Raw genomic sequence first — 26,098 nt, 5'->3', positions numbered from 1 at the left:
CTCAGGAAGTCCGTGAAGGCCTCCTTACCGGCTCTTATGGCCGGTAAGGAGGCCTTCACGGCGTTTCGGACCATGCATCGACCGTTCGGCGACTCATCTCGCCTGTTCGAACGTATGTGCGAGAAATTGTCGGTGCCAGGGTGTTCAATCCAAGGGTGAACAACTCAGTCGCGGTCTTCGACGTCATCGACGAGGTCATCGCCCCGCTCTCGGCCGAGGTCCCGGAGCGGCCCTCCGTGATGGAGTTCTACGACCCCGAGTTCGAGATCCCGCCGGTGCTCTCGGACACCGAACCCCGGTTCTCGCGCCGGGCGAACCGGCCGCGGACCCTGGCCGACGAGGTCGAGCAGTACACCCGGTTCGTTGCCGGCATGGCCGCGATCGGCCTGGCGCCGGGCGGCGAGGTCACGGCGGAGGCCGTCGGGCTGTACCGGGCGTTGCGCGGCGGCTTCATCCGCGGCGTCGTCACCGGCGTCTTCCCGGCCCGGCGCGAGCCGTGGGAGGTCCGGTTCTTCGGCGACGAGGACTACACCACGGTGCTGCACAAGCTGGGCAACCGCGCGCGGCTGCGGTCCGGGTTCCTCAGCGAGCTGCCGGGCTGGGTGTTCGACGGCCTGCCGGACCGGCCGCCGGGCCCGGGCCGGCAGGTGCGCATCGAGACCGACGAGGGCGGCCTGATCCCGCGGCGGTGCGAGGAGGCCGTCGAGCTGATCCGGGAGTGCGCGGCGCGGCCGCGGCTGGGCACGGTGCTGGTCGACCTCGCGGTGCGCGACTCGATACTGGCCGAGTACCCGCACGGCGCGTTCGGCCTGGTCGACAACGACCTCGGCCGCTACCAGTTCAGCGCGGCCGTGGGCCGGACCGGGCGCTGGACGGTCACGTGGGGCCCAGCCTCGCGGAGCACGGCCGAGCAGTGGATCGTCGAGGCGGTGCAGAGCCATGCCTGAGCCGGCCGCCCGGAGGGACCTCACGGTCCGCGACGCGATCCTCGCCGCGGTCGAGGAGAACAGCGGCGTGCCGGAGTGGCGGGGCGCGGCCGCCGCCGGCGACCCGCCCGTCGGCTCCGGCTCCGGCTCGGACGAGGGCTCTGGCGGGCCCCCGGTCGAGCCACCGGTCGAGCGGAGTGACGTGAAGGGCGAGGTGCGACGCCATGCCTGAGCGGACGGCGGCGCGCGAGCTGCTGGAGCTGGCGGCCGGGCCGGTGCTGGCGGCGATGCCGGACCGCGAGCCCGTGGACCGGCTCTACAACCCGGACGTCAGCGACCACGACATCCTCGTGCACGGCCCGGTCTCCGACGACCCGGCGGACCTGGCCGAGGAGGTCGAGCGGCACGTGGCGTGGGCCGCCTGGATCGACGGCACGCCGTTCGGCGAAGACGGCGAGCTCAACGACGTCGGCTTCGAGGTCGTGTCGCTGATGCTGCGCGGTTCCGTCCGCGCGGCGCTGTGCGGCGTGTTCGACAAGGGGCCGGAGACCGCGGACATCCGGTGCTACGCCGACGGCGAGCGGGCCTTCATGATGGGCTCGCTGCCCGGCCGCACGGCGATCCACCTGGCCGACTTCGAAGAGCTCCCCGAGATGCTGGTGGCGGAGCTGCCGGAGGCGCCGTTCGGCAGCCCGCGCCGCGCGATCTGGGTCACGGTGGACGACGACGGCCTGGTCCACGACGGCCAGGACGACGACGTCGGCGCGATGCGCGACGTCCTGGCCCGGCCTCGCTCGGGCACGGCGGTCCTGGACATGCTCGCGTTCGGCGGATTGTGCGCGGAGTTCCCCGACCACGGCTTCGTCCTGGTCGACACGGACCTCGGCCGCTTCGCGCTGGCGGCCCTGGATCGCGGTGACGGCCGTCGCCAGCTGGTGCTGAGCCCGTTCAGCCGCGAAATGCTCCGCGACTGGTGCCGGAAGATGATCGACCTCGGGCAGGAGGAGGTCTCCTGATCTGTTGACGACGCCGCCGACGACGCCAGGGCTGCTCCATCCGGGCTCGATCACCACGCGCGAAACTGGTCATCCTGACACCCTGGGTATGACCGGTTACGGGCGGTCGCTGTCGGTGACTGTGATGGGCTTCACTACGATCTGTCACCATTGGCGGTCGACCGGAGCCTCGGCGGATTGGACACTGCTGGGGGTTCGGGCGTGGGCTTGCGCTGCGTGACGAACCCTCCCGTGGAGACAGAGCCATTGGGCGGATGCGTTATCCGCCTTGGTCGCTACCCTGGAAAGGCGAGGACATTCAGTAGTGAGGTGGTCACCATGAGCGCGAACGGTGAGGCTCCCTTCTTCAGTGCCCCCGAGCTCACTCAGCGCGACGGCACACTGTCCGAAACACCAGGCGAGACGTTCGCGGACCCGGTCTCCGGACTGGTCACCACGGACCCCGAGCCACGCACCGCGATGCCGAACGGCCATGAGCCCGCCGCCATCTCGGTCGCCGGGCCCGTGCAGCACGACGAGGAGGTCGTACGCCGGATGGTGGAGGAAACCCTCCGCGAAGACGGCGTGACCGGGGCCCGAGCCCCGGAAGCGATCCCACCCGCCGGCACCACGGGCACGCTCGGCGAGGACGTGACGCCGCCGCTCGGGGTGTTGCCGCGGCAACGCAACCGGCAGCGGACCTGGCCGAAGCGGGCACCGCAGATGCTCCGGCCCGTCCGGCAGCTGCCACCGCCCGCCGAGGACGACTTCGACGACGACCTCGAGGTCGTGCCCGTCAAACGGCGCAAGCTGCCGAAGATGCCGGCGATGTCGATGCCGGCGATCGGCAGGCCGTCGTCGAGCGCGTCGGGCGTGATACTCGCGGTGGTGCTGCTGATCGTGTTCGGGGTCGTCGCCATCGAGATGGTCTCGAGCCTGGTCAGCAGCGTGACGGGGTTGTTCGACTGACGTTCACCAGCTGATCCCCACCCCACTGGGACCTCGGGGTCGTCCGCGTGCCAGAGGCCGATCGGGCTACCCTGGCTACACGGTCGGGCTAACTCACGAGGGTGCCCGGCACCGCGGTGACTAGTGGGGTGGGCGTATCAGCGAGGGCGTGCGATCGGTACCCGGGTCCGGCCCGGGCGGATCGTCGGGCGCCGAGGCGTCCACGATCAGCCGGGTCCGGCGGGTGCTGGCGATCAAACCGTTCCGGCGCCTCTGGGGCGTCACGTACCTGTGCAGCGTGGCCGACTGGCTGAACATTCTGGCCCTCACCGGCCTGGCCACGAAGCTGACGAACAACTACTTCGCGCAGAACTTCGCCTTCGTCGGCGTCGTGCTGACCGGACTGGCGCCGGGGCTGCTGTTCGCCCCGGTCGGCGGCCTGCTCGCGGACCGGTTCGACCGCCGCAAGGTGATGGTGGTCGCCGACCTCCTGCGCTGCGGGTTCCTGCTGTCCATCGCCTTCGTCAGCGCGCCGTGGTGGCTGCTGGTCGGCAACTTCCTGGTCGGCAGCGCGGCGAGCATGTGGATCCCCTCGAAAGAGGCGGCGGTCCCGAACCTGCTTCGCCGCCCCGACCAGGTCGAGACGGCCAACCAGCTCGGCATGGTGATGACCTACGGCCTCGCCGTCATCACCGCGGCCGGCGCGAACGCGATCCTCACCGGCATCAACACGAACTTCCTCCACGTTCCCGGCGAAGACACCAGCCTCCGCATCGCGAAGCTGGTCGTCATCATCACCGCCCTGCTCTACCTGGCCAGCGCGATCCTCATCGCCACCCGGATCCCCGAGCTTTCGCTGCGCAACGTCCACGAGTCGCCCGAGAAGAAGGCCGACCTGGCCGACGAGGAGAAGCTCGGCATCGGCCGGATGATCGCCGACGGCTTCCGGTTCGTCCGCAGCACGCCGCTCGTGCGCGGGCTGCTGGTCGGCGCGTTCGGCGCGTTCGCGGCGGGTGGCGCCGTGATCGGCTCGGCCAAGCCGTACTCCTCGAGCCTGCTGGCCGGTGACTCGGCGTTCAGCCTCCTGGTGCTGGCCATCTTCCTCGGCCTCGCCTCCGGCATGGCCTTCGCGCCCAAGCTTTCCCGGCGGCTCCCGCACGACCGGCTGTTCGGTGTCTCGATCATCGCGGCCGGGCTCTCGCTCGCGCTGGTCGCGTTGTCGCCGCACCTGTCGGTCTCGCTGGTCACCGTGGTCCTGGTGGGGTTCTGGGCCGGGACGGCGTTCCTCACCGGCGTCACGATCATCGGCTCCCGCGTCGAAGACGCCATCCGCGGCCGGATCAACGCGATCTACCAGCTGATGATGAAGCTCGTGCTGTTCGGCACCACGGTGACCGTCCCGGTACTGGTCGGTGTCGTGGCGACGCGCACCATCAACGTCTGGGGCAGCCCGGTCACGATCGACGGCACCCGGCCGATCATGCTCGTCGGCGCCGCGCTCGCCCTGATCGCCGGCTTCTTCGCCTACCGGCAGATGGACGACAAGCGCACTGAGCCGATCCTGTCCGACCTGCGCAACGCGTTGCGCCGCACACCGCGGCGGGTCAACGGCTTCCTCATCGCCGTCGAGGGCACCACCGCGATCAACACCGCGATCCAGGCCGTCAACCTCGCCGACTGGATGCGCGGCGGGACCCGGCCGGTCGTGGTCGCCGCCGACCCGGCGCTCGACGACAAACGGTTGACAGCGCTGGTTTCCGGCGCCTCGCTGACCGGCGCGCGGGCCCAGGCGCTGGCCGCCGCCGCGGTGCGGGCCGACATCGTCGAGCGGCACGTCCAGCCGGCGCTCGACGCCGGTTCGGTGGTCGTGATGGAGCGGTTCGTCGACTCGCCGCTGGCGCACCTGTCCGCCGTCGCGGGCCTCGACAGCGACGAGCTCGAAGGCCTCGCCGACTGGGCGACCGGACGGCTGCGGCCGGACCTGACCGTCCTGCTCGACGCCGCTCCGCCCGGGGCGCCGCGCGACCGGGCGGCCACGATGAACGACCAGTGGCGCGTCCAGCACCTGCTCGTCGAGATGGCCGCCGCGGACCCGGATCGCTACGTCGTGATCGACGCCGACGGCACCGACACCGAGGTCGCCGCGCGGATCCGGATCGCCCTGCGCGCCGTGTTCGTCGGCCGCCTTTCGGCGCTGGCCCCGGCTGCGTCCACATCGGACAAGCCGGTCACCCGGCCACTCGACGTCGACGAGCCGTCGGCCGAGGAGACCCTGCCCGTCGAGACCGCGGACGCGTCTCGCGTGGAGGCGAAGTGACGACGACCGAACGCATCGGCGTCTGGAACCAGCTGGTCGGCCAGGAACCCGCGGTCGAAACCCTGACGGCGGCCGCGTCCGCCGCGGCGAAGATCGTCGCCGGGGAGCCCGCGCCGCCCGGCGCGATGACGCACGCCTGGCTGATCACCGGCCCGGCCGGGTCCGGCCGCTCGGTGGCCGCCCGGACGTTCGCCGCGGGCCTGCAGTGCAGCACCGGCACCGGTTGTGACGCCTGCCCCGGCTGCCACACGACGATGGCGGGCACCCACGCCGACGTCCGGCTCGTCGTGCCCGAAGGCCTGTCGATCTCGGTCGCCGAGATGCGTGCGCTGGTCCAGGCCGCGGCGCGCCGCCCGACCACCGGCAGCTGGCAGGTCGTGATCATCGAGGACGCCGACCGGCTCACCGAAGGCGCGTCGAACGCGCTGCTGAAGGCCGTCGAAGAACCGCCGGACCGCACGGTGTTCCTGCTCTGCGCGCCGTCGGACCACCCCGAGGACGTCTCCGTGACGATCCGTTCGCGCTGCCGCCTGGTGAACCTGCGGACGCCGCCGCCGGAGGCGATCGCCGACGTGCTCGTGCGCCGGGACCACGTCGACCCGGAGCAGGCGCAGTGGGCCGCCGCGGTCTGCGGCGGGCACGTCGGCCGCGCGCGCCGGCTCGCCACCGACGAGGCCGCGCGCCAGCGTCGCGCCACGGTCCTGCGGATCCCGCTCGGCCTGCGCCGCCCCAGTGACGTCTTCACCTGCGCCGACCAGCTGATCAGCGCGGCGGAGGCCGACGCGGGCGAGGCGAGCAAGGGCCGCGACGAGGACGAGCGCAACTCGTTGCGCACGGCGATGGGCGGCGACGGCGTCGGCAAGGGCGTCGCGGGGGCCAAGCGGGCCGCGGAAGCCGCGGTGAAGCAGCTGGAGAAGAAGCAGAAGTCCCGCGCCACCCGCACCCAGCGGGACACGCTGGATCTGGCGCTGATCGACCTCGCGGGCTTCTACCGCGACGTCCTGGTGACGACGACCCGCTCCGGCGCGACGCTCAACCACCCCGACCACTTCGACCAGATCGCCGAAGCCGCGACGGCGTGGACCCCGGAGTCGGCGCTGCGCCGTCTCGAAGCGGTGCTGGAATGCCGCGAGGCGATCGACCTGAACGTGAAGCCCCGCATCGCCGTCGAGGCGATGGTCACCACGCTTCGCCAGGGCTGAACACAAAGAAGCCCCGTCAGGAGCCAGGCTCCTGACGGGGTTCTTCACTGTCCCCGGGGCGGACTCAGGTCACTCGCGCGGCCGCGGTGACGGCTTGAACGGCTTCTCCTCGGCCAAGATCGGCAGCGGCCGACGACGCGAGCCCGGCATCGCGGCCACCATGACCACGCCGAGCAGGAGCATCGCGGTGCCCGACCAGAACAGCGGCACCGTGTCGTACGCGCCGCCGGTGTAGGCGAGGTTCTTCACCGGGCCCTTGGGCGCTTCCCCGCCCGCGGGCGGCGGTGTCGTCGTGCTCCCGCAGACCACGCCGTCGGTCGGCGCGTAGGCCCGCGCGATCTGCTCGCCGATCGACAGCTGCGCCAGCGAGGACGGCAGGTTGCTCGCCGCGTCGCCGGGCAGCAGGCTCTTCAGCCTCGTCGTGGGCAGCAGCTGCAGGTCGAACATCCGCGCCGAAGCGCCGAGCTGGAAGCCCTTGAACGGCGTCGTCATCGCCGCGCTCTTCTGGTCGAGCCCGGCGATGCTCAGCCGCAGCACGCCCAGGTCGAGCACGGTGCCCGCGGTGTTGCCGACCTGCTCGATCGGTCCTGCGGCCGTCGCCAGGAGACCGCCGACGACCGGAAGATCTTTGAGAACGCCGAATTGGTCGCTCAGCTGCTTGAGCGGCAGCCCGATCGGGATGTCCTTGGTCGGGTGCGCGGCGTCCAGCGTGTAGAGCACCTTGCCGCCTGCCTCGATGGTCAGCACCGGCGCGGTGTACTCCACTTTGGACGTCTTCGCGTCGCCGGTGGAGGTCACCTTCAGCGTCGGCTGGCTGGCCACCTTGATGCTCAGCGCCAGCGGCGTGCCCTTGAGGATCTCGATGTCCGCGCCCTGCAGCGTCGACGTCGACTGCACAGCCTTGTTCTTCGAGCCGGGGATGTCGACGAGCTTCACCTGCGAGCGCGACGACAGCGCGTTCGGCAGGCTCAGCAGCGATCCGGTGCCGCTGGCCGCGGTCTGCCCGCCGCCCTGCAGCAGGCCGCCGAGGCTCTGCAGGCCCTTGGTCAGGTCGAAGCCCTTCGCGAGCGTCGACGGGTCGAGCGCCAGCTTGTCGAGGCCGAGGTTCGGCAGCGACGGGATGACGTTCAGCAGCGACAGGCTCGCGACGGACGTGCTGGCGTCGGCGATCGTGTCGACGCACGGGCCGAGCGTCGGGCTCCAGCGCGCGTGCGCGGAGCCGTTCAGCACCCCGACGTTCAGCAGCGGGTTGGACGGCGCGTTGAGCCCGCCGGTGATCGGCTGCGGGTTGTCCGGCAACGCGGTCTGCACCACGCTGCCCGGCGTCTGCGGCGCGTTCCCGCCCACCGACAGCCCGAGCGGCGACGCCTGCGCGATGGCCTTCTCGTAGCTCAGGTAGGCGTCGGAGTTCGCGGACGCGCTGGACAGGCCCATCCCGGCCTCGAGCGCCGACTGCTTGGGCAGCGTCGCCCCGAAGCCGGGCAGAATCGTGCTGGTGGGCACGGCGTTGGGCAGCAACCGCACGATGCCGAGCGCGGTCCCGGCATCCCCGACGGCCTGCCCCAGCGGCTGCGGCCCGATCGGCGCCGAGATGGGCGCCTGCCCGGAACTCGCCGGCTGCGGGATCGGCGTGGTCGGATAGGTCGGGTCGGCCATCGCCGGCGCCGCGCTGAGCAGGAGCAACGCCGCGGCCGCCGGCAGGGCCGCCGAACGGGGCAGTCTTCGCCGCATGTGCCAGTGCCTCCAGGTAGGTCGATCCTGGTGTGAGATCGACGTCATAGGGCCCTAACGACGGTGCCCCGGGAAAGTGACGCTCACAGCCTCCGCTACACTGGTTCCCGTCGCCAGCGCGAGCCGGAGACATGCCGCCTTAGCTCAGTCGGCCAGAGCGATTCACTCGTAATGAATAGGTCAGGGGTTCGATTCCCCTAGGCGGCTCCGCAGGTCAGGCCCCATCCGAGACACCTCGGATGGGGCCTGACTCGTCTGGTGAGTGTCTAAGTGAGTGACAACGAAGGCTCGTCGGTGGGCGAAGAAAGTTCCGCAGGTTCACCCGTCGCGGGGAAACCGGGCAGCCGCGAGATCTGCGGGAAGTGGCCTAGCCGCGCCGCTTCTTTGCTCGGCCGCGAAGGCCTCCAGAACGTGCCGGAGTGCTCCGTCACGGAAAGCGGTCGCTCGGCGAGGGCTCTGGGAGTGGTTTCGGCGGCGCGGGCGCTTGCGCCTCGCGATACGGCGGCTCGACAAGACCTGGAAGGCCCGTGCTCGCCCAGAGCGCGGGCCTTTTGGCTTGTCTCGCGTGTTTTGTGGGGCTCCGCCCCACACCCCGTCCGGAGAGCTTCGCCCCCGGCCCCCCGACCGTGGCCGGCTTCGTGAGGTGGGTGCGGCTTGGAATTTCTTCTGAGGAACCACCCTTGTGGGTCAAGTTTTGGGCTTGAAGCAAGCGAAGGCCCCCGCCTTGTGGGCGGGGGCCTTCGAGGTGAGCAGGGGGTTACTTCGGCGGGGCTACCTTGACCACGCTGGCCTTGGCGTCGCCTCGGGGGGTGCGGTAGGTGATCTCGTCGCCCGCTTTGCGGCCGACCAGGGCCAGGCCCAGGGGGCTGTCCGAGGTGATCGCGTCGGAGTCTTCGCCCGGGACCGTCACCACTTGGAACGTCTCTTCGTCGCCGTCCGAGAAGCGGAGGGTGACCGTTGTGCCGTCCGGGAGCTGGGCGTTGCCGTAGCCGCCGTGTTCCATCTTCGCGGCCAGGTCCGCGATCTGGCGGTCGAGCCGCGCCGCGGCTTCCGCTCGGTCGATCACGTCCGCCTGGTCCGCCGCGTCGCCCGTTCGCTCCTGCTCGCCGGGTTGCGGTGCGAGAGCTTCGCGTTGCGCGCGCAGGTTCGCGATTTCCTTCTCCAGCTGGCTGCGCGCAGCCGGGCTGAGCCCCTTGTCCCCTGAGATCACCATGCCGCGCATTGTCCGCCGCGCGGACCGGGGTGGCCAATCCGGTTTTTCACCCGGCGGCCACCCGCAGGACGTCTGCCCTAGAATTTGGGGCCGTCGTCCAGGAAGAAGGTAACGAGAATCACCGTGAGCGCCGTCCCCGGTCGCAGTGACCGGCTCTCTCCCAACCAGCTGGCCAAGCAGGAACAGATCGTCGAGGCCGCCCGCGTCGTGCTGGCCCGCGACGGCCTCGCGGGCTGCACCGTCCGCGCCATCGCGGACGCCGGACCGCTCACCAAGAGCGCGATCCACTACTACTTCGCCGACATCGACGTCCTCATCGACCGGGCCATGGCCGCGCACATCACCGCGTTCGCCGCGGGCCTGCGCGACGTCGGCGCGAAGCACGCCGACCCGCGCAAGCGGCTGTTCGCGGTGGTCGAGGAGTACCTGAGCGTGTTCGCCGCGAACCCGAACGCCGCGTTCCTCTGGTTCGAGTACTGGATCGCCGCCGGCCGGGCGCAGCACCCGCAGGCCATCGACGTGATGCTCACGTCGCTCACCGAGCTCCTCGCCGAGCTGCTGGCGCCCCTGGACGTCGACGACCCGCGCGCCCGGGCCCGCGCGCTGCTCTCGTACCTGCTGGGCACGGTCGTCCAGCAGCGGGTGCGGCCGCGGTCGTTCGCGACCCTGCGCGCCGACATCGAGGCGCTCTGCTTCGCCAACTACGGCTGACGGCAGAGCCGTAGCGCGCTCTCCAGGCACAACCTTTCGGCCTCGTCGGTGGTGACACGCCCGGCCGTGACTTCCGCGGCGGCCGTGTGCAGGAGCCCGAGGATCGCCGCGGCGAGCCACGCCGCCGGCAGCGCCGCGTCGAACTCGCCCGTGTCCTGGCCTCGCACGATGAGCCGCTCGAGCCGCGGCGGCACGACGTCGTGGGGGTCGTTGCCGGGCCGGGGGAGCCCGGCGGCGGGGCTCAGCAGCAGCGGGAAGCGGTCCAGGAACCGCCAGCCCGCCCCGAGGAACGCGGCCAGGGCGTCGGCGGGCGGCGCCGTGTCGAGACCGGCGTCGTCGAGCAGCGCGACGTATTCGGCGGCGGCCACTTCGACCAAGGCGGCGAGCAGGGCGTCGCGTGACGGGAAGTGCGCGTAGACCGTCTGGCGGGTGACGCCGGCCGCCGCGGCGATGTCCTCCATGCTCGCGTCCGGCTGCTCGCCGAGCACGCCTCTGGCCGCCGTGAGGATGGCGTCGATGCTGCGCTGGGCGTCGGCGCGGCGACGGCGTGGCTGCGTGGTGACCATTCCGAGCATCGTAGGAGCCCGGTCATAACCTTGACAACTTGTCAGAGATAGCTAACTCTTACGGCATGTCAAAGGACAGCGATCCGCCGGCGGTCGAAGCGCGCGGCCTGGTCAAGGCCTACGGCGGGCACCGGGCGCTGGACGGGATCGACCTCACGATCCGGCGCGGCGAGGTGTTCGGCTTCCTCGGTCCCAACGGCGCGGGCAAGACGACCACGATCCGCGTCCTGGCCACGCTGACCCGGCCGGACGGCGGCACGACGCGCGTCCTCGGCCACGACGTCTTGACCGGAACGGCCGCGATCCGCGCCCGGGTGGCGGTGACCGGCCAGTTCGCCTCCCTCGACGAAGACCTGACCGGCTACGAGAACCTGCTGCTCCTCGGCCGGCTGCACGGCCTGTCCCGCGCCGCGAGCAGGAAACGCGCCGACGACCTGCTCGCCGCGTTCGACCTGACCCGCTCGGCCGGACGTCCGGTGGGCGGCTACTCGGGCGGCATGCGGCGCCGGCTCGACATCGGTGCCAGCCTGATCACGACGCCCGACCTGCTGTTCCTCGACGAGCCGACCACCGGCCTCGACCCGCGCAGCCGCAACCAGGTGTGGGAGCTCGTCCGCCGGATCGCCGCGGCCGGCACGACGGTGCTGCTCACCACCCAGTACCTCGAAGAGGCCGATCAGCTCGCCGAGCGGATCGCGGTCATCGACCACGGCCGGATCGTGGCCGAGGGCACCAGCGCCCAGCTCAAGTCCCGGGTCGGCGCGGGCACCCTGCACGTCCGGCTGCTCGACGGCGAGCAGCGTCCAAGGGCCCGGCAGATCCTGGCGGAGGCCGGCGCGGTCCGGCTCGCCGACGACCCGCTCGCGCTGTCGATGCCGCTCGACGCCGGGGTGGACGCGGGCCGGCTGGCCGGGCGCGCCATGAGCCGGCTGGCCGACGCCGGGGTGGGCGTCGCCGAGTTCTCCCTCGGCCGGCCCAGCCTCGACGAGGCCTTCCTCGCCCTGACCGAGCACCGGGAGCTGACGGCATGAGCACCCCGATCGACGTCCTGCTCGCCGAGGGCCGCACCCGCCACCACGCCGGTGCGCTCACGGCCTCGGTCACCTTCGGCCGGCGTGGCCTGCTCAAGATCAAGCACGACCCCAAGCAGCTCGTGGACTCGGCCGCGGTACCGATCCTGTTCACGGTGCTGTTCACCTACCTGTTCGGCGGCGCGCTCAGCGGGTCGACCGGCGACTACCTCGAGGTTCTCCTGCCCGGCGTGCTGAGCATGAGCGTCGCCATCGTCACGATGTACGGCGGCGCCCGGCTCGCCCGGGACGTCCGGAGCGGTGCCTTCGACCGCTTCCGCGGCCTGCCGATCTGGCGTGGCGCCTTCGTGCTCGGCGGCCTGCTCAGCGACGCCGCCCGGTACGTGTTCGCCGCCGCCATCGTGGTCGTCCTCGGCCTGGTCATGGGCTACCGCCCGGACGGCGGCGCGCTGGGCGTGCTCGGCGCGGTCGCGCTGGTCGTCGCGTTCGGGCTCGCGCTGTCGCTGGTGTGGGCGGCGGTCGCGCTGGTGGTCCGCGACCCGGCCGTCGTGATCAGCATCGCCAACGCCGTGCTGATCCCGCTTTCGTTCGCCAGCAACATCTTCGTCGAGCCCACGACGTTGCCCGGGTGGCTCCGGGCCTTCGTCGACGTCAACCCGCTCAGTCACGTCGCGAGCGCGGCGCGGACCCTTATGAACGACGCCGGCGGCACCGGCGTCGGGTGGTCCCTCGTCGCGACGGCCGTCCTCGTCTCCGTGGCCGGCCCGGTGACGCTTCGGCTCTACAGCAGGCAGGGCTGAGGAAACCGCTCGTCTAGGGTGCGGACATGCCTCTGTTCTCGTTCGAAGGGCTCAGCCCGCAGGTCCACCCGGACGCCTGGATCGCGCCCACCGCCACCCTCATCGGCGACGTCGTCGTCGAGAAGGACGCCTCGATCTGGTACGGCGTGGTGGTCCGGGCCGACTTCGGCCGGATCGTCATCCGGGAGGGTGCCAACATCCAGGACAACTCGGTGATCCACGTCAACGACGGCGTCTGCGAGGTCGGCAAGAACGTCACCGTCGGCCACCAGTGCCTGGTGCACGACTGCACCATCGGGGAGCAGGCGCTGATCGGCAACGGCTCGACGGTGCTCGACAAGGCGAAGATCGGCGCGCGGGCGCTGGTCGCGGCGGGCGCGACGGTCACCCCGGCGACCGAGGTCCCCGAGGAGGTCATCGCGATGGGCAGCCCGGCGAAGAAGTTCGTCCCGCTGACCGATTCGGCGCGGATGTGGGTCGACCACAACGCCGCGATCTACCAGGAGCTGGCCCGCCGCCACCGCGCCGGCACGAAGCCGATCGATCGAGGTTGACCCTCCAGTAACTGGAGACTCCAGCTTCGGGCCGTGGCTCCGAAGAAACTCACCCACCAGGTCGCCCTCGAACTCGCCGCGGGCAACGCCCCGGTCGTCGACCTCGGCAAGATGCTGGGGCAGACCGGGGTCAACCTGGTCGAGAAGGCGTTGGGGGACAAGGGATCCTCGCGGCCGGGGCACGAGGTGGCGGGCAAGATCACGACGGCGCAGCTGCGCGAGATCGCCGAGCGCAAGCTGCCGGACCTGAACACGTCCGACGTCGAGATGGCGATGCGCACGATCGCCGGCACGGCCCGGTCCATGGGTGTCGCGGTCGTCGACTGAAGTGAACCGCGGCTCGAGCGGGGTGCACTAAGCTCTTCCCCGCAGCAGCGACTGGCGCCATCGAGGTGGAGCACCACCGGGAAGCGACGACGAGGCCGGCACCGCGCGCCTGGGTGAAGGCCACTCCAGAGCCGGAGTACGCCCATGACCCACCAGCCGAAACTGAACGCGCTCGCGTCCGCCGACCCCGCCATCGCCGGGCTCGTCGAGGACGAAGCCAAGCGCCAGCACGACAAGATCCGCTTGATCGCGTCGGAGAACTACGTCTCGCAGGCCGTGCTCGAGGCCACCGGGACCGTGCTCACCAACAAGTACTCCGAGGGGTACGCGGGCAAGCGGTACTACGAGGGCCAGCAGTTCATCGACCAGGTCGAGCTGCTCGCCATCGAGCGCGCGAAGGCCGTCTTCGGCGCGGACCACGCCAACGTCCAGCCCTACTCCGGATCTCCGGCGAACCTGGCCGTGTACCTCGCCTTCGCGAAGCCCGGCGACACCGTGCTCGGCATGGCGCTGCCGGACGGCGGCCACCTGACCCACGGCTGGAGCGTCTCCGCGACCGGCAAGTGGTTCACGCCGGTGCGCTACGGCGTCGCCAAGGAGACCGGCCGCGTCGACCTCGACCAGGTGCGCGACCTGGCCCGCGAGCACCGGCCGAAGCTGATCTTCGCCGGTGGCACGGCGATCCCGCGCACCATCGACTTCCCGGCGTTCGCCGAGATCGCCGCCGAGGTGGACGCGGTGCTCGTCGCCGACATCGCGCACATCGCCGGGCTGGTCGCGGGCGGCGCGCACCCGTCACCGGTCGGGCACGCGCAGGTCATCACCACGACGACGCACAAGACGTTGCGCGGCCCGCGTGGCGCGATGATCCTGTCCGACGCCGAGCACGCGAAGGCCGTCGACAAGGCCGTGTTCCCCGGCCTGCAGGGCGGCCCGCACAACCACACGACGGCGGCCATCGCGGTCGCCCTCGGGGAGGCGCAGCAGCCGTCGTTCGGCGAGTACGCGCACAGCATCGTCGCCAACGCCCGCGCGCTGGCCGACGCGCTGCTGGCCCGCGGTTACGACCTCGTGTCCGGTGGCACGGACAACCACCTGCTGCTGATCGACCTGACGAACAAGGCCGTCGCGGGCAAGCCGGCCGCGCAGGCCCTCGACCGCGCGGGCATCGAGCTGAACTACAACACGGTGCCGTTCGACCCGCGCAAGCCGTTCGACCCGTCCGGCATCCGGCTCGGCACGTCCGCGATCACCACCCGCGGCCTCCGTCCGGAGCACCAGACGCAGGTGGCGGACTGGATCGACCGCACGGTCACCGCGGCCGCCGCGCAGAACGAGTCCTCTTTGGACACGATCGCCGCGGAGATCCGCGAGTTCCTGGCGCCCTTCCCCATCCCGGGCTACTCCGCCTGAGCCCAAGTCCGTGAATGCCACATTGAGGGACACTATGTCCCTCAATGTGGCATTCACGGCTTTTGTGCCAGGGCGGCGAGGACGAGCGGGTGCAGGGTGGGGGCGGCGGCGAGGAAGCTCGGGGACGCCGGGGTCCAGGGGGCGCCGTCGGTGGTGGTGACCACCGCGCCGGCCTCGCGGGCGATCAGAGCCGCGCCGACGAGGTTCGTCGCGTCGTGGCCGTACTGCCAGAAGACGTCCAGGCGCCCGGACGCGACGTCGGCGACCTGCCACGACGTCGGGCCGAGGTTCCGGACCGCGGCGACTTCGTCGAGCACGGCGGTGAGTGATCGGCCCGCCGCGGCCGAGACGCCGGGCTGGCGCGTGACGAACGGCGGCTGGCTGGTCGCCGCGACCGCCGCGTCCAGGGAAGTCTTGTGTGACGGCGAAATCGGCGTCCCGTTGCGCCACGCGCCCGCGCCGCGCGAAGCCGCGTAGGTCTCGCCGAGCCACGGCGAGTGCAGCACCGCCAGCTCCGCCTCGCCGTCACGCAGCAGCGTCACGGTGACGCAGTACTGCGGCAGGCCCTGGACGAGCTGGACGGCGCCGTCGAGGGCGTCCACCACCCAGACCTCGCCGCCGGGGACGTCCGCGAACTCGTCGACCCAGCCCGCGTCCGGCCGGATTCCGGCGAGCGCCGCGCGCAGGCTCGCGGCCAGCGGGTCGTCGATCGCCGAGAACGTCGTGGCGAGTTCGCCGAGCGACGTGGGTGGCCGCCGCGGTGCGCGGATGCCGGTGGCCAGGGTTTCCACGATGTCGATCACTGTTTTCAGCATGCGCCCAGGGTTACGCTCGGGCGGCGCGAGCCGGTACTCCAGCGCGCCAACCTGAGCGAAAACGGACTCACAAATGCAGCTGCTGACCGAAATCGAACAGCGGGTCGTCTCGGCCCTGCAGGTCGACGGCCGCGCCGGGCCCGGCCGGATCGCCGAGGTCCTCGACCTCTCGCCGCGCACGGTCACCCGCGTCATCGCCCGGCTCACCGCCGACGGCCGCCTCGAGGTCGTCTGCGTCCCGAACCCCGCGCACGGCCTGCGCGGCGCGCTGCTCCTGCGGGTGAAGGTGCTCCGCGGAAGGACGCCGGTGATCGCCGACGCCCTCGCGAAGCGCGACGACGTCCTGTTCGTCGACATCCTGGCCGGCGGCGAGGAGATCAGCGCCGTCGCGTTCGGCGGGCTCGACGGCCGGTTGGTGCACGACGCGCTGCCGTCGACCTCCGCGATCACCGAGCTGCGCGCGCACTCGATCCTCCACGTCTTCTCCGACGCGACGCGCTGGCGCACCGGCCTGCTCACCGACGCCGAGGTCGCCGCGCTGACCCCGCCGCCGCCCGGCGACGACGTCACCCTCGACGAACTCGACCGGCGGCTGCTGGCCCGGCTCGCGATCGACGCCCGGCTCGGCCCCGCCGAGCTGGCCGCGGAAGCTCCGGAGTCCACCGTGCGCAGGCGGCTCGACCGGCTCACGGCGGCGGGGCGCATCCGGACCTACGCGAACATCGACGTCACGGCGCTCGGCCTGACGGTCGACGCCAACGTCTGGATGACCGTCCCGCCCGGCCGTCTCGACGACGTCGGGCGCGTGCTCGCGCGGCACCCGATGGTGCACGGCACCCTCGCCACGACCGGCGTGACCAACCTGATGGCCGCCGTCTGGTGCCGTGACCTGGCTGGCCTCTACGCCTTCGTCACCGGCCTCGACGTGCCGTCCGCCGAGGTCACGGTGGTCGCGCGGGCCGTCAAGCGGGGCGGGAGACCAGGGTCACAGGATATTTGATTGCACGATACAAGCTTCCGCGGAATAGTTGGCCGAAGCAAGTAGTTGACAGCTACAAGCAACTACGACGAAGGCTTCACCCGAGGGAGACCACCATGAGCGACACCACCACGGCGGAAGGAGCAGCCGCTACGAAAGGCCGGCTATCGCACCGTCAGATCCTGACCATCCTGTCCGGGCTGATGCTCGGCATGTTCCTCGCCGCGCTCGACCAGACCATCGTGTCGTCGTCGATGCGCACCATCGCCGACGAGCTCCACGGCCTGTCGCTGCAGGCCTGGGCCACCACGGCGTACCTCATCACCGCCACGCTTTCGACGCCGCTCTACGGCAAGCTGTCCGACCTCTACGGCCGCAAGCCCATGTACCTGACGGCGATCTCGCTGTTCCTGGTCGGCTCGCTGGCCAGCGGCATGGCGACCTCGATGTACGAGCTGGCCGCGTTCCGCGCGTTCCAGGGCCTCGGCGCCGGTGGCCTGATGTCCCTGGCGCTGGCGATCATCACCGACATCACCGCGCCGCGTGAGCGCAGCAAGTACCAGGGTTACTTCATGGCGGTGTTCGGCATCTCGAGCGTCGCGGGCCCGGTCGTCGGCGGCTTCTTCGCCGGCATCGACTCCTTCGCCGGCATCACCGGCTGGCGCTGGGTGTTCCTGGTCAACGTCCCGATCGCGCTCGCCGCGCTGGCCGTCGTCAGCAAGGTCCTCAACCTCCCGCACACCCGCGTCGAGCAGAAGGTCGACTACTGGGGCGCCGTGACGCTGGCCGTCGGGCTGGTGCCGCTGCTGATCGTCGCCGAGCAGGGCCGCGAGTGGGGCTGGGGTTCGGCCGCGTCGATCGCGATGTACGTCATCGGCGGGCTGGGTGTCGTGGCCTTCATCTGGCAGGAACGCCGGATGGGCGACGCCGCGCTGCTGCCGCTGCGCCTGTTCAACCGCCCCGTGTTCCGGATGGCCACGCTGGTCACCGTCGTGCAGGGCGCCGGGATGTTCGGCGCGATGATGTCGCTGCCGCTGTACCTGCAGATCGTCAAGGGCGCGACGCCGACCCAGGCCGGCCTGCAGATGCTCCCGCTGACGCTCGGCATCATGGTCGCCAGCCTGACCAGCGGCCGGCTGATCTCGAAGACCGGGCGCTACAAGATGTTCGCGGTGGCCGGGATCGGCCTGATGGCGGCGGCGCTGTTCGCGCTGTCGACGATCACCGTCGACACCTCGCTCAACCTGGTCATGGTGATCGCCTTCGTGATCGGCCTCGGCCTCGGCGCCTCGATGCAGACGCTGGTGCTGGCCGCGACCAACGACGTCCGCCCGCAGGACATCGGCGTCGCCACCTCGGCGGCGACGTTCTTCCGGCAGATCGGCGGCACGGCGGGCACCGCGGTGTTCCTGTCGATCCTGTTCGGCACGGTCGGCGACAAGATCGCCGGCGCCGTCCGCTCGGCGATCAGCACCCCGGCCTACGCCGCGGCGCTGGCCCAGCACCCGGAGTTCGCGCAGCAGCTGAAGAGCGGCCTGGACGTCAACGACACGTCGTTCCTGTCCTCGCTCGACCCGACGCTGGCCCGGCCGATCCTGCAGGGCTTCGCCGACTCGATGAGCACGGTGTTCCTGGTCGGCGGGATCGTGCTGACCGTCGGCTTCGCCCTGGTGTGGTTCCTCAAGGAGAAGCCGCTCTCGGACAAGTCGGCGATGGAGCAGCGCGCGGAGGCCGAGGAAGAGGGCACTCCCGCTCTGGCTCTGGCGCACTGACCAGCTGAAACACGAAGAGGCCCCTCGGTTTCCGAGGGGCCTCTTTCGCGTGGGGCGTCAGTGGGCGGTGCCGCCGTCGGCCTTCTCCTTGGCCAAGCGGTCGGTCTCGCGCTCGTACGAGCGGCCGATCTCGGCCTCGGCCTCGGTGCGGCCGACCCAAGACGAGCCCTCGACGCTCTTGCCGGGCTCGAGGTCCTTGTACACCTCGAAGAAGTGCTGGATCTCCAGGCGGTGGAACTCGTTCATGTGGTGGATGTCGCGCAGGTGCTCGAGGCGCGGGTCGTTCGACGGGACGGCGATGACCTTGTCGTCCGGGCCCTTCTCGTCGGTCATCCGGAACATTCCGATCGCGCGGCAGCGGATCAGGCAACCCGGGAAGGTGGGCTCCTGGACGAGCACCATCACGTCCAGGGGGTCGCCGTCCTGGCCGAGGGTGTCGTCGATGAAGCCGTAGTCGGCCGGGTACTGCGTGGCCGTGAACAGCGTCCGGTCCAGCTTGATGCGGCCGGTCTTGTGGTCGACCTCGTACTTGTTGCGCTCCCCTTTGGGGATTTCGATCGTGACGTCGAACTCCACGGCGTCCTCACTGCTTCTTTTAGATCCGGGCGTGCCCGCACGTCGCGGGCGGCAACCTCAGCGACTGTCTTGACGTCTCCTAGTGTGGACTACGGCCTGCCCGGCGGTCGCATCGATGTCGGCCGGGAGGCATGTGAGCTTGGCCCCTTCCGGGGCAGGTGAGAAGGAGTGGTGGGTGCCGGAAAACGACCAGCCGATGTGGCCTTCGTCGGACGAAGACCGCTCGTCGTCGGGTGCGGGCAAGACCACTCCGATGTCGCTGCCGGACACTCCACCGGCGTCAGCCGGACGGGTGAGCGTGCCGAAGGTCACAGGCAGTGAAGCGCCGAAGGGCTCGTGGTTCGCGCCGAACGTCGAGCCGGAGCCGGTGCCGGGCTTGAACGCGCCGGTCGAGCCGCCGGAGCCGCCCGAGCCGCCGCCCGCGGCCAAGCAGGACCTCGCCGACCGCCTCGGCGGCGCTCCGAAGCCGAAGCTGCCGCAGCAGGCACCGGAGCCGAAGCCCGCCGAGCCGGAGCCGGCCGAAGCCGCCGAGCCGGTCGAGGCCGAGCCGGAGCCCGCGGAACCGAAGGCCGCGGAGCCGAAGTGGGACCCCGAGAGCACCCGGCAGATCAAGGTCGAGAAGCAGGAGAAGCAGGAGAAGGCGCCGTGGGTGCCAGTCGAGCGGAACGTCTGGCCCGGCGGGAAGCCGGAGCAGGGCGAGCCGAAGAAGCCGGACGAGCCGCAGCAGCCGTGGCGCGAGGAGCTGCAGCACTGGCGCGAGACGCAGCAGCGTGGCGAGACGCACCAGCAGCAACAGCGGCCGCCGGACCAGCAGCGACCCCAGGACCAGCAGCAACGCCGTGACGAGCCGTCGTCGCGGCCGAACCCGGACGCCCCCTGGGCGCAGCGGATCGACCTGCGGGAACATCGCGGCGACCGGCCCGCCGAGCCCGGCGAACGCCGTCCCGGCCTGCCGCCGGAGCCGCCACGCGGGGTCGTCCCGTCGGCGTCGGCCGGCTCGCTGGCCCGGCCGATGCGGATCGAGCCGGACGGGCGGCAGTTCGACGCCGAGGCGACTGTCGGGATCGAACGGCCCGCCCAGTTCCCCGGCGCCTTCCAGCAGCAGCCCCAGTCCCGCAACGAGCCGCCTCGCAACGAGCCGCAGCCGCAAGCCGAGCCCCCGGCACCGGAGCCGCCCGCTGCCGAGGCCGCGACCGCCGCGGAGCCGCCGAAGAAGAAGCGCAAGGGCAAGCTGATCGCGATCGGCGCCATCGTGCTGGTGGTGCTTGTCGGGCTCGGGGTCGCCGCGGCCATGCCGAAGGTGTCCAACCGGCTGGGCCTGCCGTGGGCGCCGAACGCGCCGAAGGGCGACAGCCCCGACCCCGCCGCGGCCAGCCGCGTCCTGCAGGGCCCGAACACGTCCGGGCAGCCACCGACCGCCAACGGCGTCAAGTCGGCGCTGGCCGGTGCGGCCGGCAGCAGCGCGCTCGGCCAGCTCACCGGCAGTGTCGTCGACCCGGTCAGCGGCACCGAGCTGTGGAACCGCAACGCGACGTCGCCCGTCACGCCCGCGTCGACGACGAAGGTGCTCACCTCCGCGGCCGCGTTGCTCTCGATGGACCCGAACACCCGGCTGTCGACGAAGATCGTGCAGGGCACCGACCCGGGCACGGTGATCCTGGTCGGCGGCGGTGACCCCACCCTCACCTCGCTGCCGCAGGGCACCGAGTCGCCGCTGTACCCGGGCGCGGCCCACGTCGACGACCTCGTCGCGCAGGTCAAGAAGGCCAACCCGGGCGTCAAGAAGGTGCAGGTCGACCTGAGCCTGTTCAAGGGCGCGACGACCGCGCCGGGCTGGGCCGCGGGCGACGCGCCATCGACGTTCGCCACCCAGATCTCGTCGGTGATGGCCGACGCCGGCCGCCAGGACCCGAAGAACAACAACTCCCAGCGCGTGCCCAACGCGGGCAGCGCGCTCGCGGGGACGATCGCGTCGAAGCTCAGCGCCTCGGCCGGCGGCCAGGCGACCGCGCCCAAGGACGCCAAGGTCCTCGCCGAGGTCAAGTCGGCCCCGCTGACCGAGCTGGTCTCCGACACCATGGAGCTGTCCGACGACGTCCTCGCCGAAGCCCTCGCCCGCCAGGTGGCCATGGCCAACGGCCAGGAAGCCAGCTTCGCCGGCGGTGCCGCCGCGACGCTCAAGGTGCTGAAGGACCACGGCTTCGACACGACCGGCGTCCAGCTGTCCGACGGCAGCGGCATCTCGGACCAGAACAAGATCCCGGCGAAGCTGCTGTCCCAGGTCTTAGCGGCCGCGGCGGGCCCGGAGGGCAAGCACCCGGACACCGCCAAGCTGCGCGCGCTGCTGGCCGGCCTGCCCGTGGCCGGTGCGTCGGGCACCCTCGCCGACAAGCGGTTCGACACGGCGGGCTCGCAGGCCGGCCGCGGCTGGGTGCGCGCCAAGACGGGCACGCTCACCGGCGTCAACACCCTCGCCGGGGTGGTGCTCGACCAGGACGGCCGGGTGCTGGTGTTCGCGTTCATGTCCAACGGCTCGGACACCGACGCCGGCCGGGACGCCCTGGACGTCCTCGCGACGGGCCTCCGGAAGTGCGGCTGCGGCTGATCGCGTACCGGTCCGTGTGCGAAGCGTGCGGAAGTCGTGGCCGGAAACCCGCTCCGGGCAGGTAGCGTCGAAAGGGTGAGTCAGGAAACCGACACCCGGCCCATGGTCGACTGGTCGCTCGCCGCGCAGACGGGGGCGCTGCTCGTGCGCGGCGGCCCCCAGGTCCCGCGCGACGAGGCCGAGGCCGCCGTCACCGACCTGCGCGAGCTGACGATGGCGGCCGAGGGGCACGTCCGGCAGCTGACGAACCTCGGGCTCGACCTGCCGCTGCTGCCCGGCGAGGTCGTCGACCGCCCGGGCTGGGTCCGGTCCGCTGCCGCGGGCCTCGACGCGCTCACCGGGCGCGCGCTGCCGCAGCAGGGCGGGCCGTTCGGGCCGATCCTGGCCGGTGGCGCCGGCGTCCAGACCGGCCTGGTGCTCGCGTTCCTCGCCAGCCGCGTGCTCGGCCAGTACGACCCCTTCGGCGGTGCCGAGCGCCAAGGCCAGCTGCTGCTGGTCGCGCCGAACGTCGTCGCCGCGGAACGCGCGATGAAGGTGCCCGGGCACGACTTCCGGCTCTGGGTCTGCCTGCACGAGTGCACCCACCGGCTCCAGTTCACCGCCGTCACCTGGCTGCGCGACTACTTCGCCGACGAGGTCGAACGGCTCGTCTCCGGCCTGGCCGGCGGCAGCGACGACAGCCTCGCCGACCTGGTCGGCCGGTTGCCCGAGGCGATCAAGCAGGGCCCGAAGCTGAACCTCGCCGAGCTGCTCCAGTCGCCGAAGGAACGCGCGGTGTTCGACCGGCTGCTCGCGCTCTCGACGTTGCTGGAAGGCCACGCCGACTACGTGATGGACGCCGTCGGCCCGCAGGTCGTGCCGAGCGTCGACACCATCCGCGCGCGGTTCTCCGCCCGGCGCAAGGGCGGCGGCGTCTTCGACCGGCTGCTGCGCGCGCTGCTCGGCGTCGATGCGAAGATCCGTCAGTACGAAGAAGGCGCGAAGTTCACGAAGCACGTCGTGGACGCCGTCGGCATGGCGGGCTTCAACGCCGTCTGGCGCTCGCCGAACACCCTGCCGTCGCGTGCCGAGATCGCCGATCCGGCCGCCTGGGTCCGGCGCCTGCACGGATGACCGGGCCGGCGGTCGCGGCCGTCCGGCGGGCCGTCCGCGGGTTCCTGGAGAGCGTCGAGGCACCGGCCGAACTGTGCGTCGCGGTCTCCGGCGGCGCCGACTCGCTCGCGCTGGCCGAGGCCACGACGTACGTCGGGCGCCACCGCGGCCACCGCGTCCGCGCGCTGGTCGTCGACCACGGCCTCCAGGAGGGCTCGGCGAAGATCGCGCGCGACGCCGCCGCGGCGGCGAAGTCACTGGGCGCCGACGAGGCCGAGGTGCGCCGGGTCGACGTCACCGGACCGGGCGGGCCGGAGGCGGCGGCGCGCAAGGCCCGCTACCGCGCGCTCGCCGGCCACGACCTCGTCCTGCTCGGCCACACCCGCGACGACCAGGCCGAAACCGTCCTGCTCGGGCTCGGCCGCGGCTCCGGCCCGCGCAGCGTTTCCGGGATGCGGCCGCACGACCCGCCGTGGGGCCGGCCGCTGCTGGCGGTGCCGCGCGCGACCACCCGGGCGGCGTGCGCCGAGCTCGGCGTCGAGCCGTGGGAGGACCCGCACAACACCGAAGCGCGCTTCACCCGGGTCCGGCTGCGCACCGAGGTCCTGCCGCTCCTGGAGGACGTCCTCAACGGCGGGGTGGCGGCCGCGCTCGCCCGCACGGCCGCGCAGCTGCGGGAGGACAGCGAGGCGTTGGACACATCGGCGGACAGGATCTTCACCCGTGCGGGCGGCGTCGAAGGGCTGGATGTCGCAGTCCTCGAGGGCGAGCCCGCGGCCCTGCGGCGGCGGGTTCTCCGCAGGTGGCTGCTGGAGTCGGGGGTGCGCGAGCTCACCGACGGGCACCTCCGGGCGGTCGACGCGCTCGTCGCCCGGTGGCGTGGTCAGGGCGGCGTCTGGTTACCCGGCAACTTGGAAGCGCGACGGTGCCGTGGCAGGCTCTGCGTCATCTCCCAACCCACCACCCGAGGGGACTGACCCGTGTACGAGGGCGAAATCGCCTCCGTGCTCGTCACCGAGCAGCAGATCCAGGACAAGATCACGGAGCTGTCGACGCAGATCGCCGCCGACTATCCGGCCAACGGGCAGGGTGAACTCCTGCTGGTGGGTGTCCTGAAGGGCGCGGTCATGTTCATGACCGACTTCGCCCGTGCGCTGCCGCTGCCGACGCAGCTGGAATTCATGGCCGTCTCTTCCTACGGCTCGGCGACGTCGTCGTCCGGTGTCGTCCGCATCCTCAAGGACCTCGACCGCGACATCGCGGGCCGCGACGTGCTGATCGTCGAGGACATCGTCGACTCCGGCCTCACGCTCTCGTGGCTGCTGAAGAACCTGGCCAGCCGCAACCCGGCCTCGCTCGAGGTGGTTTCGCTGCTGCGCAAGCCGGACGCGGTCAAGGTCGACGTCCCGGTGAAGTACATCGGCTTCGACATCCCGAACGAGTTCGTCGTCGGCTACGGCCTGGACTACGCCGAGCGCTACCGGGACCTGCCCTACATCGGGACGCTGGACCCGAAGGTCTACACCGCGTAGTACACCGGCGGAGTTCACCGACCGTTCACCGCAATTACCGGTTTCGCGGAACCCCGGCGCCGCCGATCGCGTCATACGCTCTGATCACGTGCGTTAACCTATGCGAAGACATTGTCGTGCCCGCGGTGACCGGGTCGGGGGAACGGGAGAGAGTTCTGATGGCGAACAGCAGCGCTGCCGACGCGAACGCCTTCAAGGCGGCCGCCGCGGCTGGTCAGGTCGGGATCGACCCCGACGCCGCGCAGACCGTGCTGAACAAGATCCGCACCGGCAAGGACGCCGTCGAGGCCCTGCTCAGCGGTGCGGGCACGCTCGCCCAGCCGCCGAAGCTCGGGGACAACCCGGTCGGCAACGCGATGGCGGCGAAGTTCGTGCAGCGCGCGGACGGCGGGGGCGACTCGTACGCCGCCGCCCTGCAGAACCTGCTCGACCAGTACTCCGCCGCCGAGGAGGGCATCGTCACGGCGATGTCCCGGTACCACGAGATCGACCAGGCCGCGGCCGACCCGTTCCGCAACGCCTGAGCCCAGAGGGGGACTCGAAGTCATGGCTCCGAACCACAGCGACCAGCCGTCGACCGCCACCACTGACCCGGGCTCGCTGGTCCCGCTCGGCGACAACGCGTCGGCCCAGAACATCGTCGCGGACGCCCGCGGCCGTTCCGACGGCTTCGACATGGGCAGCGACCGCGCGATCGCGAACCCGCCGAACTGGAACGCGCAGGCCAGCCAGCAGCTCTACGACGGCGCGGTCAACAACAACGACCCCGGCACGGCCGAGGCGACCGGGCAGGCCTGGTCGCACCACGGCAGCGAGCTGAAGCAGGCCTCCGACCACCTGTACAACGCGATCTCCGAGCTGGGCAACGCCTGGGTCGGCCGCGGTGCCGCGGGTGCCCAGGGCGCGCTGGTGGCCATCGCCAACTCGGGCTCGCAGGCCTCCGAGGCCGCGCACACGATGTCGGACCGGCTCGCCCGGCAGGCCGCCGCGGCCGCCGAGGTCAAGAAGATGCCGGCCCCCAAGGACTACGACCCGAAGCAGTCGATGGCGGCGGCTCTGGCCGGCGGCCCGGCGGCGCTGGTCGCCGACCAGAAGGCCCAGGCGGACGCGGCCAACGACGTCAAGACGCAGCAGGTCGCGTTCTTCAACGCCTACACCAAGTCGATGAGCGACGTCGACAGCTCGACCCCGAGCTTCGGCCCGGAGTCGCTCGGCATGAAGCCGACGGGGTCGCACAACTCGATCTCGTTCGACGGCATCAGCAGCGTCGGCGCCACCGGCCCGGTCCAGGGCCTCGGCGGCGCGGGCAACGCGGTCTTCGCCTCGAGCGGCGGCGGCTTCGGCGGCCACGGCGGCGCGTTCGACGCGCAGCACTCGGCGTTCGCCCCGAACGCGGCCCACGGCGGCGTCGGCGGGACCGGCGGTTTCGGCGGCCACGAAGCGGCGGCGGCGCTCGGCAGCGACGTACCCGGTGGCACCGCGGCGGGGACGACCGGCGGCACCACCACGGGTGCCGGCCAGGTGCCCGGTGGCGCGCAGACCGGCGGCGGCAGCAGCAATCCGCTCGGCAAGATCGGCATGGGCCTGGGCATCGGCGGCGCCGCCGGCGGTCTCGGCGCCCTGGCGTCCCGCGCGCTGGGCCGGGGCAACCGCTCCGGGGCGAAGTCGGAGAACGAGACGTCACTAGCGTCGGCGGACGGCCAGGCGCAGAGCGCCGCCTCGGCCCAGGCGCCGCAGCAGGGTCTCGTGTCGTCGGCCGGCACCATCGGCGGCCAGACCCCGCCGCCACCCGGCATGGGCGGCATGGGCGGCGGAATGGCCCCGCACGGTGCGCAGGGCGAGCAGGACGAGGAGCACACGCACGCGTCGTTCCTCATCGAGGCCGACCCGGACGAGGCCTTCGGCGCCAACCAGGCGACCCCGCCGCCGGTCATCGGCGCGTGGTCCGAGGACAACGAAGACCGCTGATCCTGATCGGGCCGGACGCGCTTCC

At 71.7% G+C, this 26,098-nt stretch carries 25 protein-coding genes and 1 tRNA gene; 21 read left to right on the top strand and 5 right to left on the bottom strand.

All coding sequences use genetic code 11. The annotated features are described in order from the left end of the window. Window positions 1-155: 155 nt before the first annotated feature. The 6 genes from MUY22_RS09110 to MUY22_RS09085 all read left to right on the top strand — a co-directional run bounded on the left by MUY22_RS09110 (window position 156) and on the right by MUY22_RS09085 (window position 6,388). Complete coding sequence (locus tag MUY22_RS09110) at window positions 156-947, top strand: ESX secretion-associated protein EspG (RefSeq protein WP_247058830.1); 792 nt, start codon at window positions 156-158, stop codon at window positions 945-947. Next, the gene (locus MUY22_RS09105) at window positions 940-1,158 is read left to right on the top strand and encodes a hypothetical protein (RefSeq protein WP_247058829.1); all 219 of its coding nucleotides are present in this window, start codon (window positions 940-942) and stop codon (window positions 1,156-1,158) included. Before MUY22_RS09110 ends, MUY22_RS09105 begins: the two co-directional genes overlap by 8 nt. Next, window positions 1,151-1,942, top strand: coding sequence for a hypothetical protein (locus MUY22_RS09100; RefSeq protein WP_247058828.1), 792 nt, complete (start codon window positions 1,151-1,153; stop codon window positions 1,940-1,942). Before MUY22_RS09105 ends, MUY22_RS09100 begins: the two co-directional genes overlap by 8 nt. Before the next feature lie 318 nt (window positions 1,943-2,260). Continuing rightward, entirely contained in the window at window positions 2,261-2,890 is a 630-nt protein-coding gene (locus tag MUY22_RS09095; protein WP_247058827.1) for a hypothetical protein, read from the top strand. Between the two features lie 148 nt (window positions 2,891-3,038). Then, window positions 3,039-5,186, top strand: a complete 2,148-nt coding sequence (locus MUY22_RS09090) for a dTMP kinase (protein ID WP_247058826.1) — start codon at window positions 3,039-3,041, stop codon at window positions 5,184-5,186. After that, complete coding sequence (locus MUY22_RS09085; RefSeq protein WP_247058825.1) at window positions 5,183-6,388, top strand: DNA polymerase III subunit delta'; 1,206 nt, start codon at window positions 5,183-5,185, stop codon at window positions 6,386-6,388. Before MUY22_RS09090 ends, MUY22_RS09085 begins: the two co-directional genes overlap by 4 nt. 69 nt (window positions 6,389-6,457) lie before the next feature. Here MUY22_RS09085 and MUY22_RS09080 read toward each other — a convergent pair whose 3' ends face one another. Then, window positions 6,458-8,119 carry a hypothetical protein gene (locus MUY22_RS09080; protein WP_247058824.1) on the bottom strand — a complete coding sequence of 554 codons (1,662 nt, stop codon included), beginning with the start codon at window positions 8,117-8,119 and terminating at the stop codon, window positions 6,458-6,460. Between the two features lie 133 nt (window positions 8,120-8,252). Between MUY22_RS09080 and MUY22_RS09075 the strand changes: the two genes are divergently transcribed. Further along, window positions 8,253-8,326 (top strand) — tRNA-Thr (locus MUY22_RS09075). 550 nt (window positions 8,327-8,876) lie between these two features. On the opposite strand, the gene MUY22_RS09070 is transcribed toward MUY22_RS09075, so the two are convergent. Beyond that, window positions 8,877-9,332 (bottom strand): GreA/GreB family elongation factor, encoded by a 456-nt coding sequence (locus tag MUY22_RS09070; protein WP_247058823.1) that lies wholly within the window; start codon window positions 9,330-9,332, stop codon window positions 8,877-8,879. 123 nt (window positions 9,333-9,455) lie between these two features. On the opposite strand from MUY22_RS09070, the gene MUY22_RS09065 reads away from it, so the two are divergent. Next, entirely contained in the window at window positions 9,456-10,043 is a 588-nt protein-coding gene (locus MUY22_RS09065) for a TetR/AcrR family transcriptional regulator (protein ID WP_247058822.1), read from the top strand. On the opposite strand, the gene MUY22_RS09060 is transcribed toward MUY22_RS09065, so the two are convergent. Further along, window positions 10,034-10,609 carry a TetR/AcrR family transcriptional regulator gene (locus MUY22_RS09060; protein ID WP_247058821.1) on the bottom strand — a complete coding sequence of 192 codons (576 nt, stop codon included), beginning with the start codon at window positions 10,607-10,609 and terminating at the stop codon, window positions 10,034-10,036. The two genes, MUY22_RS09065 and MUY22_RS09060, sit on opposite strands and share 10 nt — an antisense overlap. Before the next feature lie 65 nt (window positions 10,610-10,674). Between MUY22_RS09060 and MUY22_RS09055 the strand changes: the two genes are divergently transcribed. The 5 genes from MUY22_RS09055 to glyA all read left to right on the top strand — a co-directional run bounded on the left by MUY22_RS09055 (window position 10,675) and on the right by glyA (window position 14,734). Further along, the gene (locus MUY22_RS09055) at window positions 10,675-11,640 is read left to right on the top strand and encodes an ATP-binding cassette domain-containing protein (RefSeq protein WP_247058820.1); all 966 of its coding nucleotides are present in this window, start codon (window positions 10,675-10,677) and stop codon (window positions 11,638-11,640) included. Then, window positions 11,637-12,440, top strand: a complete 804-nt coding sequence (locus MUY22_RS09050) for an ABC transporter permease (protein WP_247058819.1) — start codon at window positions 11,637-11,639, stop codon at window positions 12,438-12,440. The genes MUY22_RS09055 and MUY22_RS09050 overlap by 4 nt, the downstream gene beginning before the upstream one ends. A gap of 26 nt (window positions 12,441-12,466) precedes the next feature. Continuing rightward, window positions 12,467-12,994 (top strand): gamma carbonic anhydrase family protein, encoded by a 528-nt coding sequence (locus tag MUY22_RS09045; protein ID WP_247058818.1) that lies wholly within the window; start codon window positions 12,467-12,469, stop codon window positions 12,992-12,994. Window positions 12,995-13,027: 33 nt separating this feature from the next. Then, on the top strand, window positions 13,028-13,321 hold the full coding sequence (locus MUY22_RS09040) for an uL11 family ribosomal protein (RefSeq protein WP_247058817.1): 294 nt from the start codon (window positions 13,028-13,030) through the stop codon (window positions 13,319-13,321). Between the two features lie 144 nt (window positions 13,322-13,465). Continuing rightward, complete coding sequence (glyA, locus tag MUY22_RS09035) at window positions 13,466-14,734, top strand: serine hydroxymethyltransferase (RefSeq protein ID WP_247058816.1); 1,269 nt, start codon at window positions 13,466-13,468, stop codon at window positions 14,732-14,734. A gap of 53 nt (window positions 14,735-14,787) precedes the next feature. Here the strand turns inward: glyA and MUY22_RS09030 are convergent, their stop codons facing one another. After that, window positions 14,788-15,549, bottom strand: a complete 762-nt coding sequence (locus MUY22_RS09030) for an inositol monophosphatase (RefSeq protein WP_247058815.1) — start codon at window positions 15,547-15,549, stop codon at window positions 14,788-14,790. Window positions 15,550-15,622: 73 nt separating this feature from the next. Between MUY22_RS09030 and MUY22_RS09025 the strand changes: the two genes are divergently transcribed. Further along, complete coding sequence (locus MUY22_RS09025; RefSeq protein ID WP_247058814.1) at window positions 15,623-16,549, top strand: Lrp/AsnC family transcriptional regulator; 927 nt, start codon at window positions 15,623-15,625, stop codon at window positions 16,547-16,549. Window positions 16,550-16,644: 95 nt separating this feature from the next. After that, the gene (locus tag MUY22_RS09020) at window positions 16,645-18,300 is read left to right on the top strand and encodes an MDR family MFS transporter (protein WP_247058813.1); all 1,656 of its coding nucleotides are present in this window, start codon (window positions 16,645-16,647) and stop codon (window positions 18,298-18,300) included. 57 nt (window positions 18,301-18,357) lie between these two features. Here the strand turns inward: MUY22_RS09020 and MUY22_RS09015 are convergent, their stop codons facing one another. Beyond that, window positions 18,358-18,876, bottom strand: coding sequence for an inorganic diphosphatase (locus MUY22_RS09015; protein ID WP_247058812.1), 519 nt, complete (start codon window positions 18,874-18,876; stop codon window positions 18,358-18,360). Window positions 18,877-19,051: 175 nt separating this feature from the next. Between MUY22_RS09015 and dacB the strand changes: the two genes are divergently transcribed. The 6 genes from dacB to MUY22_RS08985 all read left to right on the top strand — a co-directional run bounded on the left by dacB (window position 19,052) and on the right by MUY22_RS08985 (window position 26,073). Continuing rightward, window positions 19,052-21,481: a D-alanyl-D-alanine carboxypeptidase/D-alanyl-D-alanine-endopeptidase gene (gene dacB / locus MUY22_RS09010; protein WP_247058811.1), complete on the top strand. Its 2,430-nt coding sequence runs from the start codon at window positions 19,052-19,054 to the stop codon at window positions 21,479-21,481. Between the two features lie 102 nt (window positions 21,482-21,583). Continuing rightward, window positions 21,584-22,594: a zinc-dependent metalloprotease gene (locus tag MUY22_RS09005; RefSeq protein WP_247063764.1), complete on the top strand. Its 1,011-nt coding sequence runs from the start codon at window positions 21,584-21,586 to the stop codon at window positions 22,592-22,594. Then, a complete protein-coding gene (gene tilS / locus MUY22_RS09000) occupies window positions 22,591-23,550 on the top strand; it encodes a tRNA lysidine(34) synthetase TilS (RefSeq protein WP_247058810.1) in 960 nt (319 codons plus the stop codon). Before MUY22_RS09005 ends, tilS begins: the two co-directional genes overlap by 4 nt. A gap of 3 nt (window positions 23,551-23,553) precedes the next feature. Further along, window positions 23,554-24,105: a hypoxanthine phosphoribosyltransferase gene (gene hpt / locus MUY22_RS08995; RefSeq protein WP_247058809.1), complete on the top strand. Its 552-nt coding sequence runs from the start codon at window positions 23,554-23,556 to the stop codon at window positions 24,103-24,105. Window positions 24,106-24,263: 158 nt separating this feature from the next. Beyond that, window positions 24,264-24,629, top strand: coding sequence for a hypothetical protein (locus tag MUY22_RS08990; RefSeq protein WP_247058808.1), 366 nt, complete (start codon window positions 24,264-24,266; stop codon window positions 24,627-24,629). Window positions 24,630-24,651: 22 nt separating this feature from the next. Continuing rightward, the gene (locus MUY22_RS08985; RefSeq protein ID WP_247058807.1) at window positions 24,652-26,073 is read left to right on the top strand and encodes a hypothetical protein; all 1,422 of its coding nucleotides are present in this window, start codon (window positions 24,652-24,654) and stop codon (window positions 26,071-26,073) included. The last annotated feature ends 25 nt before the right edge of the window (window positions 26,074-26,098 follow it).

The sequence above is a fragment of the Amycolatopsis sp. WQ 127309 genome (assembly GCF_023023025.1).
In the GTDB taxonomy this organism is placed as follows: domain Bacteria; phylum Actinomycetota; class Actinomycetes; order Mycobacteriales; family Pseudonocardiaceae; genus Amycolatopsis.
Note: the sequence above shows the minus strand (reverse complement) of the source record. Positions and strands in the feature narration are given on the sequence as shown.

Bases quoted from the DNA above. Each gene is read 5' to 3' on its own strand.
- MUY22_RS09005 (WP_247063764.1), top strand. From the start codon at position 21,584: ATGGTCGACTGGTCGCTCGCCGCGCAGACGGGGGCGCTGCTCGTGCGC.
- tilS (WP_247058810.1), top strand. From the start codon at position 22,591: ATGACCGGGCCGGCGGTCGCGGCCGTCCGGCGGGCCGTCCGCGGGTTC.
- glyA (WP_247058816.1), top strand. From the start codon at position 13,466: ATGACCCACCAGCCGAAACTGAACGCGCTCGCGTCCGCCGACCCCGCC.
- MUY22_RS09055 (WP_247058820.1), top strand. From the start codon at position 10,675: ATGTCAAAGGACAGCGATCCGCCGGCGGTCGAAGCGCGCGGCCTGGTC.
- MUY22_RS09070 (WP_247058823.1), bottom strand. From the start codon at position 9,332: ATGGTGATCTCAGGGGACAAGGGGCTCAGCCCGGCTGCGCGCAGCCAG.
- MUY22_RS09095 (WP_247058827.1), top strand. From the start codon at position 2,261: ATGAGCGCGAACGGTGAGGCTCCCTTCTTCAGTGCCCCCGAGCTCACT.
- MUY22_RS09020 (WP_247058813.1), top strand. From the start codon at position 16,645: ATGAGCGACACCACCACGGCGGAAGGAGCAGCCGCTACGAAAGGCCGG.
- MUY22_RS09100 (WP_247058828.1), top strand. From the start codon at position 1,151: ATGCCTGAGCGGACGGCGGCGCGCGAGCTGCTGGAGCTGGCGGCCGGG.
- MUY22_RS09030 (WP_247058815.1), bottom strand. From the start codon at position 15,549: ATGCTGAAAACAGTGATCGACATCGTGGAAACCCTGGCCACCGGCATC.
- MUY22_RS09025 (WP_247058814.1), top strand. From the start codon at position 15,623: ATGCAGCTGCTGACCGAAATCGAACAGCGGGTCGTCTCGGCCCTGCAG.
- MUY22_RS08990 (WP_247058808.1), top strand. From the start codon at position 24,264: ATGGCGAACAGCAGCGCTGCCGACGCGAACGCCTTCAAGGCGGCCGCC.
- MUY22_RS09080 (WP_247058824.1), bottom strand. From the start codon at position 8,119: ATGCGGCGAAGACTGCCCCGTTCGGCGGCCCTGCCGGCGGCCGCGGCG.
- MUY22_RS09050 (WP_247058819.1), top strand. From the start codon at position 11,637: ATGAGCACCCCGATCGACGTCCTGCTCGCCGAGGGCCGCACCCGCCAC.
- MUY22_RS09060 (WP_247058821.1), bottom strand. From the start codon at position 10,609: ATGGTCACCACGCAGCCACGCCGTCGCCGCGCCGACGCCCAGCGCAGC.
- MUY22_RS08985 (WP_247058807.1), top strand. From the start codon at position 24,652: ATGGCTCCGAACCACAGCGACCAGCCGTCGACCGCCACCACTGACCCG.
- MUY22_RS09045 (WP_247058818.1), top strand. From the start codon at position 12,467: ATGCCTCTGTTCTCGTTCGAAGGGCTCAGCCCGCAGGTCCACCCGGAC.
- MUY22_RS09105 (WP_247058829.1), top strand. From the start codon at position 940: ATGCCTGAGCCGGCCGCCCGGAGGGACCTCACGGTCCGCGACGCGATC.